The organism is Finegoldia sp. BIOML-A4 (genome assembly GCF_009679635.1).
GTDB classification, from domain to species: Bacteria; Bacillota; Clostridia; order Tissierellales; family Peptoniphilaceae; genus Finegoldia; species Finegoldia magna.
Genome location: NZ_WKZC01000002.1, coordinates 135,966 through 149,970 on the forward strand (window position 1 = coordinate 135,966; position 14,005 = coordinate 149,970).

13 protein-coding genes are annotated in these 14,005 nt (G+C 34.5%); 2 read left to right on the forward strand and 11 right to left on the reverse strand.

The annotated features are described in order from the left end of the window. Window positions 1–25: 25 nt before the first annotated feature. A complete protein-coding gene (locus tag GKG01_RS03020) occupies window positions 26–1,108 on the reverse strand; it encodes a sugar diacid recognition domain-containing protein (RefSeq protein WP_154271513.1) in 1,083 nt (360 codons plus the stop codon). Window positions 1,109–1,211: 103 nt separating this feature from the next. Here GKG01_RS03020 and GKG01_RS03025 point away from each other — a divergent pair, with 103 nt between their 5' ends. Beyond that, window positions 1,212–2,342 (forward strand): glycerate kinase, encoded by a 1,131-nt coding sequence (locus GKG01_RS03025; protein WP_154271431.1) that lies wholly within the window; start codon window positions 1,212–1,214, stop codon window positions 2,340–2,342. Window position 2,343: 1 nt separating this feature from the next. Beyond that, the gene (locus GKG01_RS03030) at window positions 2,344–3,609 is read left to right on the forward strand and encodes a GntP family permease (RefSeq protein ID WP_110058174.1); all 1,266 of its coding nucleotides are present in this window, start codon (window positions 2,344–2,346) and stop codon (window positions 3,607–3,609) included. Between the two features lie 48 nt (window positions 3,610–3,657). Here GKG01_RS03030 and GKG01_RS03035 read toward each other — a convergent pair whose 3' ends face one another. The 10 genes from GKG01_RS03035 to GKG01_RS03080 all read right to left on the reverse strand — a co-directional run bounded on the left by GKG01_RS03035 (window position 3,658) and on the right by GKG01_RS03080 (window position 14,005). Then, window positions 3,658–4,770, reverse strand: coding sequence for an ABC transporter permease (locus GKG01_RS03035; RefSeq protein ID WP_154271434.1), 1,113 nt, complete (start codon window positions 4,768–4,770; stop codon window positions 3,658–3,660). Next, entirely contained in the window at window positions 4,757–5,854 is a 1,098-nt protein-coding gene (locus GKG01_RS03040) for an ABC transporter permease (protein ID WP_154271436.1), read from the reverse strand. Before GKG01_RS03040 ends, GKG01_RS03035 begins: the two co-directional genes overlap by 14 nt. A 1-nt stretch (window position 5,855) precedes the next feature. Next, entirely contained in the window at window positions 5,856–6,794 is a 939-nt protein-coding gene (locus tag GKG01_RS03045; RefSeq protein WP_154271438.1) for an ABC transporter ATP-binding protein, read from the reverse strand. Between the two features lie 165 nt (window positions 6,795–6,959). Continuing rightward, the gene (gene brnQ, locus GKG01_RS03050) at window positions 6,960–8,255 is read right to left on the reverse strand and encodes a branched-chain amino acid transport system II carrier protein (protein ID WP_154271441.1); all 1,296 of its coding nucleotides are present in this window, start codon (window positions 8,253–8,255) and stop codon (window positions 6,960–6,962) included. Window positions 8,256–8,439: 184 nt separating this feature from the next. After that, on the reverse strand, window positions 8,440–9,624 hold the full coding sequence (locus GKG01_RS09300) for a TVP38/TMEM64 family protein (protein ID WP_242428114.1): 1,185 nt from the start codon (window positions 9,622–9,624) through the stop codon (window positions 8,440–8,442). A 12-nt stretch (window positions 9,625–9,636) separates the two neighbouring features. Further along, window positions 9,637–10,368 (reverse strand): YdjY domain-containing protein, encoded by a 732-nt coding sequence (locus tag GKG01_RS03060; RefSeq protein WP_094207604.1) that lies wholly within the window; start codon window positions 10,366–10,368, stop codon window positions 9,637–9,639. A 92-nt stretch (window positions 10,369–10,460) separates the two neighbouring features. Further along, window positions 10,461–10,970: a hypothetical protein gene (locus GKG01_RS03065; RefSeq protein ID WP_002835680.1), complete on the reverse strand. Its 510-nt coding sequence runs from the start codon at window positions 10,968–10,970 to the stop codon at window positions 10,461–10,463. After that, window positions 10,970–11,416: a DUF4430 domain-containing protein gene (locus tag GKG01_RS03070; protein WP_225559912.1), complete on the reverse strand. Its 447-nt coding sequence runs from the start codon at window positions 11,414–11,416 to the stop codon at window positions 10,970–10,972. Before GKG01_RS03070 ends, GKG01_RS03065 begins: the two co-directional genes overlap by 1 nt. Window positions 11,417–11,418: 2 nt before the next feature. Next, window positions 11,419–12,996, reverse strand: coding sequence for an ASKHA domain-containing protein (locus GKG01_RS03075; RefSeq protein WP_094207605.1), 1,578 nt, complete (start codon window positions 12,994–12,996; stop codon window positions 11,419–11,421). Beyond that, on the reverse strand, window positions 12,980–14,005 hold the full coding sequence (locus tag GKG01_RS03080; RefSeq protein ID WP_094208156.1) for an MtaA/CmuA family methyltransferase: 1,026 nt from the start codon (window positions 14,003–14,005) through the stop codon (window positions 12,980–12,982). The genes GKG01_RS03075 and GKG01_RS03080 overlap by 17 nt, the downstream gene beginning before the upstream one ends.

A 14,005-nucleotide genomic window follows, 5' to 3' on the forward strand; every position in this document is an offset into this window, starting at 1 on the left:
GTTTTGCCACTTTTTACTACATTTTCTAATTCAATATAAAAGCCAAATACAACCTGATAAAATCTTCTACATTTCTAGGATCAAGTCCTGTGATATCTCTAAGTTTATTCAGTCTGTACTGAACGGTATTTTTGTGTACAAACAAATCCTCAGCACATTTTGTTATGCTTTGATTATTCGTCGCATAAATTTTTATCAAATCTTTGTAAATATTGTAATCTTCGTCGGAAATATCTTTCAATACGACTTGCTTGAATTTTTTGATTCTATCTTTTTTGATACTTCCAAGCAAAATTCCCAAATCTAATGTGGAATAATCCACAACGCAGTCTTTTCTTTGCAAATTATCCAACCAATCCAATGCAACCATGCAATTGTCATAGTTTTTCTTAAATTGGCTAATCATTTTGAATGAACCGCTGATGCCAAAATACACCCTACTGTCTATTGCATCGTGAATTTGGTTTCTTATTTTCTCCAGTTTTTTCTTGATGATAATCTTATCTACGTTGTTTGAAAGAATTACAATTTCTCCGTAAAAAACGCTGTATACGAAATTATTGGACAGATTATTCTCCAAAATTTTGTAAATTTTATCGGAGTCTTTCAACAAAAATCTGTTTTCGGAATTTTTGCCGACTATAACGTATTTTTCGTCTTCACTTTCCAGATATCTGTACAATCCGTAATCGTCCAACTCATTTATCAAACTCTCAAACAAATACTTGTTCATGTCCTTTTTCTTGAGTTTGTTCTTCTCAACTAGTTGTTCTTTTACTAGTATTTCGGTCATTTTTTTGATGATATTTCCGTATTTCATAACTTCGTCTTTGTTTCCAGTAATGCCGATAACGGCGATGATTTCTCCGTCGATTGTAACTGGGATATTAATTCCCTTCTTTGCTCCAACGTATTCTTTTTCATTATCAACAAAAATTGTTTCGTTTAGCTTTACGCATTCCTTGGCAGCTTCGTGATAAGTGCCAATTCTATTTGAATTTGTTGAATAAATAATATATCCTTCTTGGTCAAAAAAGTTCAAATCGTAGTCAATAACATCTTTTAATTTTTCGACTATCATTTTTGCAGTGTGATCAGAAATTCTCATTTGTTCTCCATAATAATAAATTTGTTTGTTCATTTAACATTATTATTACATAAAACATACATTTGTGCAATCGTTTGTTATAAAATTGAGATAGGAGGTTGTTATGAATATATTAGTATTGATAGACTCTTTTAAAGGAAGTTTGAGTTCTTTGGAAGCAGGAGAAATCATAAAAAAAGCTTGTGAAAAAAATCCTTCTAACAAAGTAATCGTAAAACCTGTTGCTGATGGTGGAGAAGGAACTATTGATTCATTAAAGGATATTAAAAACGCTAAAATAGTTGAAGTCGATGTACATAATCCTTTGATGGAACATCACACAGCTAGATATTTGATAGTAGATGATAAACTTGCAATTATGGAAATGAGTGAATCCAGCGGACTTACCCTTATAAAAGATAACTTGGATCCAATGAATGCTACGACTTTCGGAGTTGGCGATATGATCAAGGACGCTTTGGATAAAAATATCCGAGAATTTATCATTGGAATTGGTGGCTCTGCAACTACAGATGGCGGTATGGGAATGCTAAGAAGTTTGGGAGCGCGATTTTTTGACAAAAATGGAATCGAAATCTCAAACGGTCCAATAGGAATTATAGATTTGGAAACAATTGATTTGGAAAATTTCGATGAAAGACTTAAGGAATGCACATTCCAAATAGCTTGTGATGTGGACAATCCATTGTGTGGACAACGTGGATCGGCAAGAGTATTTGCACCACAAAAAGGAGCAAGTCCAAAACAAGTTGAAGAGTTAGATAAACTTTTGGGCAAATATCACGAAGTTACAAAAAAAGTTATTCCTGGTGCAAATGATACGATTGAGGGAGCTGGTGCTGCCGGTGGTTTGGGATATGCCTTCAAAAATTATTTGAATGCAGAATTAAAACCAGGAATTGAAATTATTCTAGAAATGCTTGGTGCAGATGTGTTAATCAAAAATTCTGATTTGGTTATCACAGGAGAAGGCAAGATGGATTTCCAAACATCTATGGGAAAAACTCCTGTAGGAATTGCAAAGCTCGCAAAGAAATACAACAAAAAAGTCATCGCTTTTTGCGGCGTTTGCGATAACGATGCAGTCTCTGTTAATGAAAGAGGAATCGATGCATTCTTCCCTATTCTTAATAAATGTATGCAAACAAATGAAGCTATGGATAAAAAAGTTTCAGAAGAAAACTTGTACAGAAGTGTTGACCAAGTAATGAAATTAATAAATTTATGGAGGTAGTATGGACAACGTAACATTTTCAACGATTGGAGCATTGATTGGCTTAGCGTTATCAATTTTTCTAATCATCAAAAACTTCCACGCAACTTACGCACTTATCATAGGCGCTTTGGTTGGTGGACTTATCGGTGGAGGCGGACTTGTGGGAACTGTGTCTGCCATGGTAAAAGGTTCTGAATCAATGATGAGTTCAGTTCTAAGAATTATGACAAGTGGTATTTTGGCAGGCTGTTTGGTTAAAACGGGTGCTGCAGAAAAAATCGCAGACACGATTATCAAAAAATTAGGCGAACAAAAGGCTTTGATTGCTATTGCGATTTCTACGATGATTATCTGTGCTGTCGGTGTATTCATTGACATTTCAGTTATCACTTGCGCACCTATCGCCCTTGCTGTTGGTAAGAAATCAAACCTTTCCAAATCCAGTATTTTATTGGCTATGATTGGTGGAGGAAAAGCTGGTAATGTAATCAGCCCTAACCCAAACACTATTGCAACTGCTGAAGGATTTAAGCTAAATCTTACATCATTGATGTATGTGAATATCATTCCTGCAATTTGCGCATTAATCGTAACGATTATTATTGCAATGGCTTTAGCAAAGAAAAAAACTGATGTCATAGATTCTACTGATTTGGAATCTTCTGAAAGAACAAACTTGCCAAGTTTCTTCGCATCAATTATAGGTCCTGTTACTGTAATTGTGTTATTGGCACTTAGACCACTTGCCAAAATCACAATCGACCCATTGATTGCACTTCCTTTGGGAGGATTTGTATGCTTATTAGCTACAAAAGAAACTAAGAATACCAAAGAATATGTCAACTACGGTTTCTCAAAAATAATCGGAGTTTGTGCACTTTTAATCGGTACAGGAACAATAGCAGGAATTATCAAAAATTCAACACTACAAACAGATATGATTAATTTGATTACTGCATTTAATCTTCCTGCATTTATACTTGCTCCAGTAGCGGGTATTTTAATGGGAGGTGCAACAGCAAGTACAACTGCTGGAAGTACAATAGCATCTCAAACATTCGCCAAATCATTAATCGATGCAAATGTAACTGCACTAAACGCAGGTGCTATGGTTCATGCAGGTGCTACAGTTATCGACTCACTTCCTCACGGATCATTCTTCCATGCAACTGGTGGATCAGTTAAAATGTCTATCGCTGACAGATTGAAAATCATTCCTTACGAAGCAGCAGTAGGTTTGACGACTACAATCGCATCGGTATTAGTATATTTAATTACAAAATAATTTTTCTCAAAAGTAAAGGCTATGAGCATACAACTCATAGCCTTATTTTTATTTGTTGATATTATCATTGCCCTTTGGTTTTGCCAAAACAGAAATCACTATAAATACTACGCTAAATCCTAATATAATCAAAAGATTCGGCAATATTTTTGAAATTTCAGGAAATTCTTCTAAAATTTCATTGTTTTTAATATAGTAAAATCCTGGAAAAATTCTACCTATTGTAAGAGCAGTTTTCCCTAGTAATTCTTGTGGAACAAATGCGCCACATAAAAATGATGATCCGAGTGAGACGATGTTCATTACTCCTTGAACTGTGTTAGAATTTTTGATTACATTTGATATCATCACAGCCATCGACACCACAGATATCGTGAATACAAACGAATTAAGCATCATTAGATTGATGTGAGTCTTTGTAAAATCGTATTTGTACAAAACACAGAACAATATCATGTAAATTAACCAGAACACAAGTCCTGTGACGATATGCCCCAGCATCAACTCCATATTAATTCTAGTTCTTGGACATGGTGATACGTTGTTTCTCATAAGAATCGGCTGCTTTTTGTAGACCAAAGCGATATTTGAAACGACTAATATCACTTGTGCAAGTAGCAGGTAATTTAAAAAGTTAAAGTAGAATTTAGCTTTATCTTTTTTGGAATTTACACTTCCCTCTTTAATGCTAACATCAATTTTTTTATCCAAATCCTCATTCGCGTTTTTTATAGCCTCGTCTTCAGTAAATCCACTTTTTTCGTAGGAACTTACTTGGCTCAGATAAATATTTATCTTTTCTTTGATATCCATCGCATAAGCATTATTAGGAGCGACTTTGTATAAAACTTGTTTTGTTGTGTCGAAATCCTCTGGAATTATTACAGCTGCGTTGATAATATCGTAGAAAAGTTTGTCGTCTACGATTGTTTCATCCATTGTTTTTATCTTAGCGTTCTTGTCCAAATAATCATACAAAGATTTGGACAGTTTAGTATTCGCTTTGTCTTGCACATAAATATTTACATCAACGGGTTTGTAGGAAGTTTGTGTCGTGTTTTTTGTCGCAAAGCTCATCAATACGAAAAATATTATCGTGTACAAAAGTATAGGAGTTTTGTGTGCCCATGTGATTTTAAAATAATTTTTAAAGACTCTCATACTCTTTACCTCTCATGAAAAATAGTGACGCTACGACAAATACAACCGTAATTATCAAAAGATTAATGATATCTTTGTTAAATCGTGCCATCGAATCGTAATAATACAACGAATACACCGCATCTGTAACAACAGCAACAGGATTTATTTTGTTGATAATGGGAAGCTTCTCTGCGATGATTACTTTTATTTCTGGAACCATCATTCCCGCTAAAAAAGACATAAGCATCGTAATAGCGATTCCCATTCCGATTTTTGTATCTAGACTTTTTTTGTTGGATACTCCAATTAAGATGCCAAAAGCAACTCCACAAAAAGATGAAATACTTGCAAGTCCTATTATCGCCCCAATTCTATCTCCGAATTCAACTCCAAGTGCGTATTTCAAATATGCGATAAATAAAACTGTGATTGCAAAATTGATAATCCAGCTGACAAGAACCGATGCAGAAAGCATTACGCTTTTTTTAGTTGGAGAAACTGCGTTACGCTTTGCGTTTGTAGATAAGTTCGCTTCGTATTGGAAGCTAACGAAAAGGCCCCACATATATCCGTAAATCGTCGTCATTCCTAAAAGCGTGTAGAAAAACACATTCACAGGATTCATGTTTTTTCTTGAAACGTCTTTGATGTGATCGTCTACATTTAAGATTTTCCCGATATCAGCCGTCGGATTTTTCTGCATTATCTTAGTTATCATGGATACTTTTTGAGAATATGAATTCATAATAGTTTCGACGATTGTCTCAGAAATCCCAGATTTTTTTGTGTAGATTTTATCCATCGAATCAATGTACGCTTTTACATCTTCGTTAGTATTCAATATATCTTCGTTTTTTGATTCTACAACCTTGAAATATTTCTCATCTTCCATCTCATTCATGAAGTTTTTGAAATTGTCGTCTTGCATAAGAGTTTCATTAACAGCTACATCAATGGTTTTGAATTTACTATTTTCATTGATATTTCCAAATGCTAATTTGAAAAAAATCCCCAGAACAATCGGAAACATCAGCGCCCAAAAAAGCATAGCTTTTTGTCTCAAAAGTAACTTAAAAGTATTTTTAAATGAATGTAGAAACATATCAATCCCTCAAATCTTTGCCCGTTAATTCCAAGAAAACATCGTTAAGACTTGGCTTTTCGACATTCAAAGAACTGTAGTTAATGTTGTTTTCATCCAAAAGTTTAATCAACTTCATTAAATACCCATCTCCATGAGAAAAATTCAACTTAACATTGCCGTCCTTATTTTCAAAATTCATCAAATGTGGAAGAGTTTTGATTTGAGATATCACATCTTCATTTAATTCTTTCGCTGTGAAGCTTATCTTCTCGTTCATTTCAATCATATCTTTGAGTTGTTCCGATGAGCCCTTTGCAATGACTTTGCCCTTGTCAATTATCACGATATTATCACACAAGAAATCAACTTCATCCATATAATGCGATGTATAAATTATCGTTGAGCCATCTTCGTTTAGTTTTTTTATGCCTTCCAAAATACTATTTCTAGATTGCGGATCAACAGCAACAGTCGGCTCATCTAGGATAATTAGCTCAGGTTTATGTGCAATTCCACAAGCTATGTTAAGCCTTCTTAGTAAACCTCCGGATAATTTTTTCGGTTTAAACTTCACAAAATCATTCAGACTTACCAAATCCAACGCTCTTTTCACAAGCTTACTTCTTTCAGATTTGTCTTGTATGTACAGTCCGCAGAAGTAGTCGATGTTTTCGTAGACAGTCAACTCATCATACACTGCGACATCTTGAAACACCACGCCAATCCTTTTTTTGATATCATAAGCATCAGCAGACATTTCTTTTCCAAAAATCTTCACACTTCCAGAATCTTTTTTCAATAGCGACAATATGCAATTGATAGTCGTGGATTTCCCACTACCGTTTGGACCAAGTAGTCCCAGAATTTCTCCTTTTTTCACGTCCAAATCTAAATTGTCGACCGCAGTAAGTTCCTTGTATTTTTTTACAAGACCTCTGACCTCTATAAGGTTTCCCATAAAATCCTCCATAAATTTTATTTCTATCTTTATTATATAATTAATCAATCATTATTGTGTAAAAAGTTTGTAAACAAAGTGCAAAATTAATTATAAAATCTCTAAATTCTGCAAATTTGTCAAAAAAATCAGCACAAAGAACAACTTTATGCTGAAATTTTTCGTCTATGCTAATTTCTTTTTATCTTGGATATAAGCAATTATTCCAAACACTGCCCCCGTAACAATCGCCGGTAACAACCATTCAAATCCAACAGAACTTAGAGGAAGAGTTTTGATTGCATCCGTAAAACCTTGTAAAATTTTAAAATTTTGATTCAAAACTTCTACGAAACTCACTACAAATGTCGCAAGCACTGCCCCTGTGTATATCAAATCGTATTTGATATGTTCTTCGAAAATTCCTAAAAAAATAAGTACCATAATTATAGGATAAACTGTCGACAGTATTGGAACTGCTGCTTTAATAAGCGCTTCAACCCCAACAAGTGAAAGCACACCAGAAATCACAACTGTTGCCAAAACAATTGGTTTGTAGCCCAATTTGTCTTTTGTAATATTCGAGAAGAAATCTCCGGCAATCGCACTGAGCCCAACTGATGTAGTCAAACATGCCAATGACACCGCAATTCCTATGGCTATTTTACCAGCTGAACCTAAAATATTTTGAACAGTTCCAAGTAGTATGTCCACTCTTGTGTTTTGAACTGTGTAAATCTTGGATGCAGTCGCCCCAACATAAATCAATCCACCGTAAATAATCGCCAATAAAACAAATGCCACAAGTCCAACCCACTTGACAAGCTTCAGTCTTTCTTCGTCGTTGACATATCCTTTTCTTTTCAAATCTGAAACTACAATCCCTGTCATAAGCGCTGCTCCAAGAGCATCCATGGTTTGATATCCTTCTGCAAATCCTTTCATAAATATCTGATTTTCGGTTGCAATATTCATAACACCAATAGGATCTACGATACACTTACCTATAATAACTAATAAAATAACTACCAATCCTGGCGTCAAATACTTCCCTATTTTATCGATAACTCCCGTTTCGTTAAATACAAAAATCGCAGTCAACGTGAAAAATATTAATGCTGTTACCCATTCTGGAGTTCCTGGAAAAACTTTCGACACAAAAACTTCGTGAGTTGTCGCTGCAGTTCTAGGAATTGCAAAAAGCGGTCCAATGGTTAATATGGTAACGGTTCCAAGAATCTTAGCAAATTTATTCCCGACTCTTTTTCCAAGATCTTCTGCTCCTCCACCCAGCTTAGCGGTGATGATTACGCCAAGTACAGGTAGTACAGGGTCTGTCAACAAAAATCCTAGCATCGCCTTTTTGTACTCAGTTCCCGAAAGCACTCCTAAATAAGGTGGAAAAATCAGGTTTCCTGCGCCAAAGAATATTGCAAATAATGCAAATCCTACGATAATGACGTCCTTAAATTTCTTATTCAAAATATCCTCCTATGTATTTCTATATCTTTATAGAAAATGATTTCATAATTAAATTTTAATTCTAAAAAGTTTTATTGTCAAATTTATTTATTTCATTATCAAAATAAAGTGATAAATTTTACTCTAAAAACTAAATTTTGCACAAAAAAATCATAGGCCACATCAATGACCTATGATTATAATTTTATTCTACTACTTTTCCGCCCTTTTTCTTTTGTTTGTCGTTGTAAACTTTCTTAGCTATACCAATCATGATTGATAATGCAAACAATGTCAAAAGACCCAAGAAAAGTTTTTGCGCTCCACCAGTCAATGTTCCTCCAACGTATGAATAAACAATTGTTGCAGGTAGTTGCCCAATTCCAGTCGCTATGAAAAATGACCAGAATCCCATGTTAGTAAGACCTGCACCATAACTTACAAAGTCGAATGAAACGAATGGTAAAAGTCTACAAATTAATATTGCATATTTTCCGTATCTTTCGAAAAATACGTCAACACTTTCCATAGCACCTTTGCTTGTTAGTCTTTCAACAGCATCTCTTCCTAAAGCTCTCGCTAAGAAAAAGCAAAGTGCAGCTCCTGCCATCGCTGATGACCAAGAAAGCATAGCTCCCTTAACCCATCCAAATATTGCAGCATTTGATAAAGTAATCAAGAATGCTGGAATAGGGGCCGCAATTGATTGAAGAACCATCAAAATAAATGATACAACTGCTGCTTGTTTTCCGTAAGATCTCAAATATGCTACAACTACATCAGTATCTAATTTTGAAATCGTAGAGAAAGCTTCATTAGTTTTAGCTTTAACTGAAGGTACAAAGAAATACAATCCCAATAAAATTCCAATGATTGCCAATGCGATAATTCTTTGGATTTTTCTCTTGTGTTTGAGTTCTGCGATTTCTTCAGGTGTTTTTTCTTCTCTTAAATCGCTAAGTTTAACTTCTTCTTCTCTCATAGCTTTACGTTCTTCTCTACTATAATACTTTTGATATTTTTTCTGAGTAAGAACTATATAGAGGTTGATTAAGTTAACAATTACGATAACTGCGATTGTAGGAATGAAAATATTCTTAACTGGTCCATGATACATTATAAACTCTTTTACAATGTAGATAAGACTTTGAGTTTTCCCACCTATTAGTGCAATTAAGAATATCGCCGCTTCCAAAGCAAAGAATACATATCTGTTGATATTTGTATAAGCAATTCCTAGTATCAATCCAAAAGCCGTAAAGATAAACATTACTAGCTGCTGGCTAACCATCATCTCAAAATTTACGTTGAATAACAAAAGTAGACAACTTAAAACCCCGATGGCTACGCCCGTAGTTAAATAATAAAATATCGCCCTTAACTTTTTCACTTGATACCTCTATTAATCTTCTAGAGTATAAGTTACAGCTACATAAGTTCCATCTTCTGGAAGAACATCAGGGTTACCAGTAAATTTAACTTCGTTTCTCTTTTCTACAGCTCCATTAGTGTAAGTTGTATTAGAAATAATTCCTACTGGACAAGAGTCCAAGCAAGTTAAGCAACCTGTTTTTTTGTTTTTTGCTCTTTCTAAGTTTCCACCAAATCTAAAATCAATTTTCTTTCCATTGCTATCTGTTATTACTTCGTTAATGTCGTAATCTTTTCCAGCGCCTTCCCAAGTTACAGTAGCACCTATTTTAGATCCTTCAACGTGAGTTTCAGCTGCATTATCTGGAGTCATATTTTCACCAGGTTTTGCACCAATTTCGATTAATGCGTTGTAGAAATCATCTGGAGTAGCATAAGCAGTAAGAACTGATTTTGCTCCGTTACTACCGTCAGTATTTACAGAAGCATGTCTTGTGTTTTCTGTGAAGTATTTTCCGTTAACTGAAGATAATACTGTAATTTTCTTAGCTTCTTTGTCAACCTTGATTGGATTATCCAAAGAAACGCCGTTTACTTCGTCAGCTTTCTTTTCTTCTGTTTTGTTTTCTTCTGTTTTAGCTTGTTCAGTTGTTTTAGTTTTGTTAGATTCTTGTTTTTTATCGTCTGCTTTTTGTGAACAGCCAGCTAATCCTACTATCGCTAGACATAAAAATCCAGCCAATAATTTTTTTCTTAAATTCATAAATAATCCCTCCATTATCAATTTGATGTTGTTATATCATCTAAGTTTAATACTGTTTGCAATTTAAACTCTATGAAATATTTTTTTTAATTTTAATTCATGATTTTTTTCTTGCCTGTAATATAGTCTTCTAATTTGTATATCAGAAAAATATATATCACAGCATTTCCTATCATATGGTTGATATCGAACGGAATTGATGTCATGTATCTTGCAATGAATACATTCATTCCCATGACAGTCATACATTCCATCAACGTGATTATAAGTCCATACAAAAATCCTGACACAGACAATGCGATAGTTTTCGTTACCAATGTTTTTTTCAATTTAAAAACATTGAAAATTGCATAGTTAAATACAGCCAAGATGAAAAAGTCTACCACTTGGAACAAAACCCATATTCCAAATCCAAGCACAAAACTTGTGACTACCATCGTGACTGCATTTACAAATAGTGACTCTTTTAGGTTTTTTTCAATTGCAAGTATCAGTATGACATCCGACAAGATTTTTACATTCGGAATTATATTCAAATAAATTCTTGTCAGGATGCACACTGCTGATAATATTGCAATTCTAGTCAAATCACTAGTTTTCATTATTTCATTTCTTGAAATTTAAATTCTATCTTGTCATTTTCGTTAACTTTGTAATCGCCGATTCCAACTTCTGCCATTTTATCGTTAACATAGTACATCCAGTATTGTTTCTTAGCTGGATCTTGTTTTACGCCTTCTAATTCAGTCATCATACCTTTTTCAAAAACTGCTTTGTGATTTTTTTCAAGGTAAGATTGCAAGTTTTCATCTTTTTTGATTTCTGCATCTTCTTTTAAGATTTCCTTGTTGTTAACTTCATCCATTACAACGATTGAAACCTTAGTAGCTTCACTCTCAGATGCTTTTTCTTCTGTTTTGTTTTCGTCTGTTTTTGCTTGTTCTTGTGTTTGTTCTGTTTTTTGTGGCTCTTGGGCCTTATCTTTGTCAGCGTTACAAGCTGTCAATGAGAACACAAGCATCATCAATACCAATAATTTTTTCTTCATAATCATCTCTCCTTTGGAAATTCCATCGCCTTAGCGAATATTTTTTCATAGTCCTTTGTCATTGATAATTCTATATAATTCATATCTTCAGCAAGAGTGGACATTTCTTCCTTTATTTTATCGTTCATTAAACACATGTACGCCCCTATTAAAGATGAATTACCTACATAACTTATTTTGGATTCAATTTCGTAAGGCAGAATACCTACCCCTACGATTGAAGATGGTTTCAAATGACTTCCGAATTGTCCTGCGACAATACATTCGTTCAAATCGGAAATATCCAATCCCTCTTCATCCAAAAGTTTTATAAAACCAGAAAGTATCGCTCCTTTTGCAAGTTGCACTTGTCTGATATCTGATTGCGTGATAACAAGTTCATCAGTCATCATGAACTCTCTTTTGTTATCCACAATTCTAACCAAATCTTTTCTAAAATCATCGACAGAGTTTGGGTCGATAATCCTACCTCTCTTATTGACGATTTTATTTCTAACAATTTCACTGATTACAGCAAGAATACCACTACCACAAATTCCTTTTGCTGGCTTGTCGCCGATTGTTTGTAATTTGACGTTTGACCCGTCAATGACAACATCTTCGATGGCTCCTTGTTCTGCTCTCATTCCGCATTTTATATTCATACCTTCAAGTGCAGGACCAGCTGCACAAGAACAACAATACAATTTGTCATTAGTCTTCAAAACTATTTCGCCGTTTGTACCGATATCTATAAACAGTGTATTTTCTCTGTTTCTCATATCTGTAACATAAGCACCTGCTACAATATCTGCTCCTATATATGCAGAAACATTGGGCAAAGTGTACAATTTTGCGTCCAAGTTCAGTCCAATATCTTCACACATCAAACTCTTTGCTTCAGTGAACACTGGTTTGTACGGGAATTTCCCCAAGCTTCTTGCATCCACTCCCAAAAGCATATGAACCATCGTAGTATTCGCCGCAATGTCAACTTCTTTGATGTCTTTTCTGTCTATTTTCGATTCGACAATCATTTTGTCAATAAGTTTGTTCATGGAACTTACAATGCTGTGTTGGAGAATTTTCGCTGCATTTTCATGTTCAAACTCAAACGTAATTCTCGTAAGCACATCCAAGCCGTACTTTGTTTGCGCATTAAGTGCGGAGTTTTTTGCGATGATGTCTCCAGTTTTCAAATCTACTAAATTCATGCACACAGTTGTAGTACCAATGTCCACACAAATCCCGTAACCGTCCCTGTATTGTTTTTCAAACTCTGGCATGTCCCCTGAATCGAGCACATCAATGGAGCTGTTTTCGCTTAATGTTTCCACGATAACATCTCCACTCATTGTAACTGCACAAGAAAGTCTGATGCCGTTTTCGATTTCTTCTTTTTTCAAAAGTCTTTTTTCGGTATCAGTTATTTCGTTGACATTTCCTTCTACAACTTTTATCTTACACTTTCCACAAGTTAACTTACCATTGCATGAGTTATCGATGTAGATGTCGTTTTCAAGCAAAGCATTCATCAAATTGTAGCTTTTGTCGTCTTCTAATTCAATTGTTCTATTTAAATTATTAATTCTTATCTTCATAATCGTAATTCTTAGATGCTGTTATTATTGATTTCAAATTTTCAAGTGGCGATCTCATACCTATTCCACAAGCTGGAGACAGGATATTTGATCCGTTGTTTACTGATATTTTAGCTAGTTTTTGAATTTTTTCACTGTCTGAATATTCAAGCGCATAAGTCGACACATTGCCCATCAACACGTGATGCTTCAAAACTTTCTTCGCATCTTTCAAAGATACGATTGAGTCGAAGCTCAAGCAATCAGAGTGAATGTCGTTGCACAAATCAAGTACAGGAGTCATTCTTCCACATATGTGAACAATTTTTGGAACGTCTTTGATTCCATCCAAAAACTTATTCAAATATTGTACAGTGAATTCTTTGAAGAATTTAGGTCCCATAATTTCACCAGTACCAGAAGGATCTGAAACTGCGATAACATCTGCTCCTGCGTCTATTTGTCTATTCGCAAATTCTATTAAATGATCTGTCACATAATCCATAAATTCGTGAACTCTTTGTGGGTCTTTCCTAAGAGCCTTGTAGTATTTTACAGAATCCATTATTGATGATGCAGTGCTAACAGGCCCTGTGATATTTCCAATAATTGGGGCGTTTTTTTCTTCGTCCTTCAAGATTTTAATAGCCTCAATCACGATATCACTTCTGGAATCTTCTTTCTTGAAATCTTTTATTTTTTCCCAATCTTTGATGTTATCGAATGCGTATTCAATAACGTGTGGTTCATAAATTTCATTTCCAAAATCGACAACAGAACCCATATCTTCAGCTTCAATCGTCATGCAGAATGGAACTCCGATATTCTCAAAAATTTTCTCGTCGTAGATAGCTTTTGCCAAATCAGCCATTTTCCTAGCATCCAAGTGAGCTTCTGGAAGATAGATATCTTTCAATTCCATTAGCTCTTTGGATATCATATTCATCATTCCACCCGGACAAATCACAGGAATTCTGTCGATGAAAATATGATTTAAAGCATTCTTCAATCTATCTTTTTCGTTAATCAT

Coding starts and splice junctions, on each gene's coding strand:
- GKG01_RS03020 (WP_154271513.1), bottom strand. CDS start 1,108: ATGAGAATTTCTGATCACACTGCAAAAATGATAGTCGAAAAATTAAAA.
- GKG01_RS03025 (WP_154271431.1), top strand. CDS start 1,212: ATGAATATATTAGTATTGATAGACTCTTTTAAAGGAAGTTTGAGTTCT.
- GKG01_RS03030 (WP_110058174.1), top strand. CDS start 2,344: ATGGACAACGTAACATTTTCAACGATTGGAGCATTGATTGGCTTAGCG.
- GKG01_RS03035 (WP_154271434.1), bottom strand. CDS start 4,770: ATGAGAGTCTTTAAAAATTATTTTAAAATCACATGGGCACACAAAACT.
- GKG01_RS03040 (WP_154271436.1), bottom strand. CDS start 5,854: ATGTTTCTACATTCATTTAAAAATACTTTTAAGTTACTTTTGAGACAA.
- GKG01_RS03045 (WP_154271438.1), bottom strand. CDS start 6,794: ATGGGAAACCTTATAGAGGTCAGAGGTCTTGTAAAAAAATACAAGGAA.
- GKG01_RS03060 (WP_094207604.1), bottom strand. CDS start 10,368: ATGAATTTAAGAAAAAAATTATTGGCTGGATTTTTATGTCTAGCGATA.
- GKG01_RS03065 (WP_002835680.1), bottom strand. CDS start 10,970: ATGAAAACTAGTGATTTGACTAGAATTGCAATATTATCAGCAGTGTGC.
- GKG01_RS03070 (WP_225559912.1), bottom strand. CDS start 11,416: ATGAAGAAAAAATTATTGGTATTGATGATGCTTGTGTTCTCATTGACA.
- GKG01_RS03075 (WP_094207605.1), bottom strand. CDS start 12,996: ATGAAGATAAGAATTAATAATTTAAATAGAACAATTGAATTAGAAGAC.
- GKG01_RS03080 (WP_094208156.1), bottom strand. CDS start 14,005: ATGATTAACGAAAAAGATAGATTGAAGAATGCTTTAAATCATATTTTC.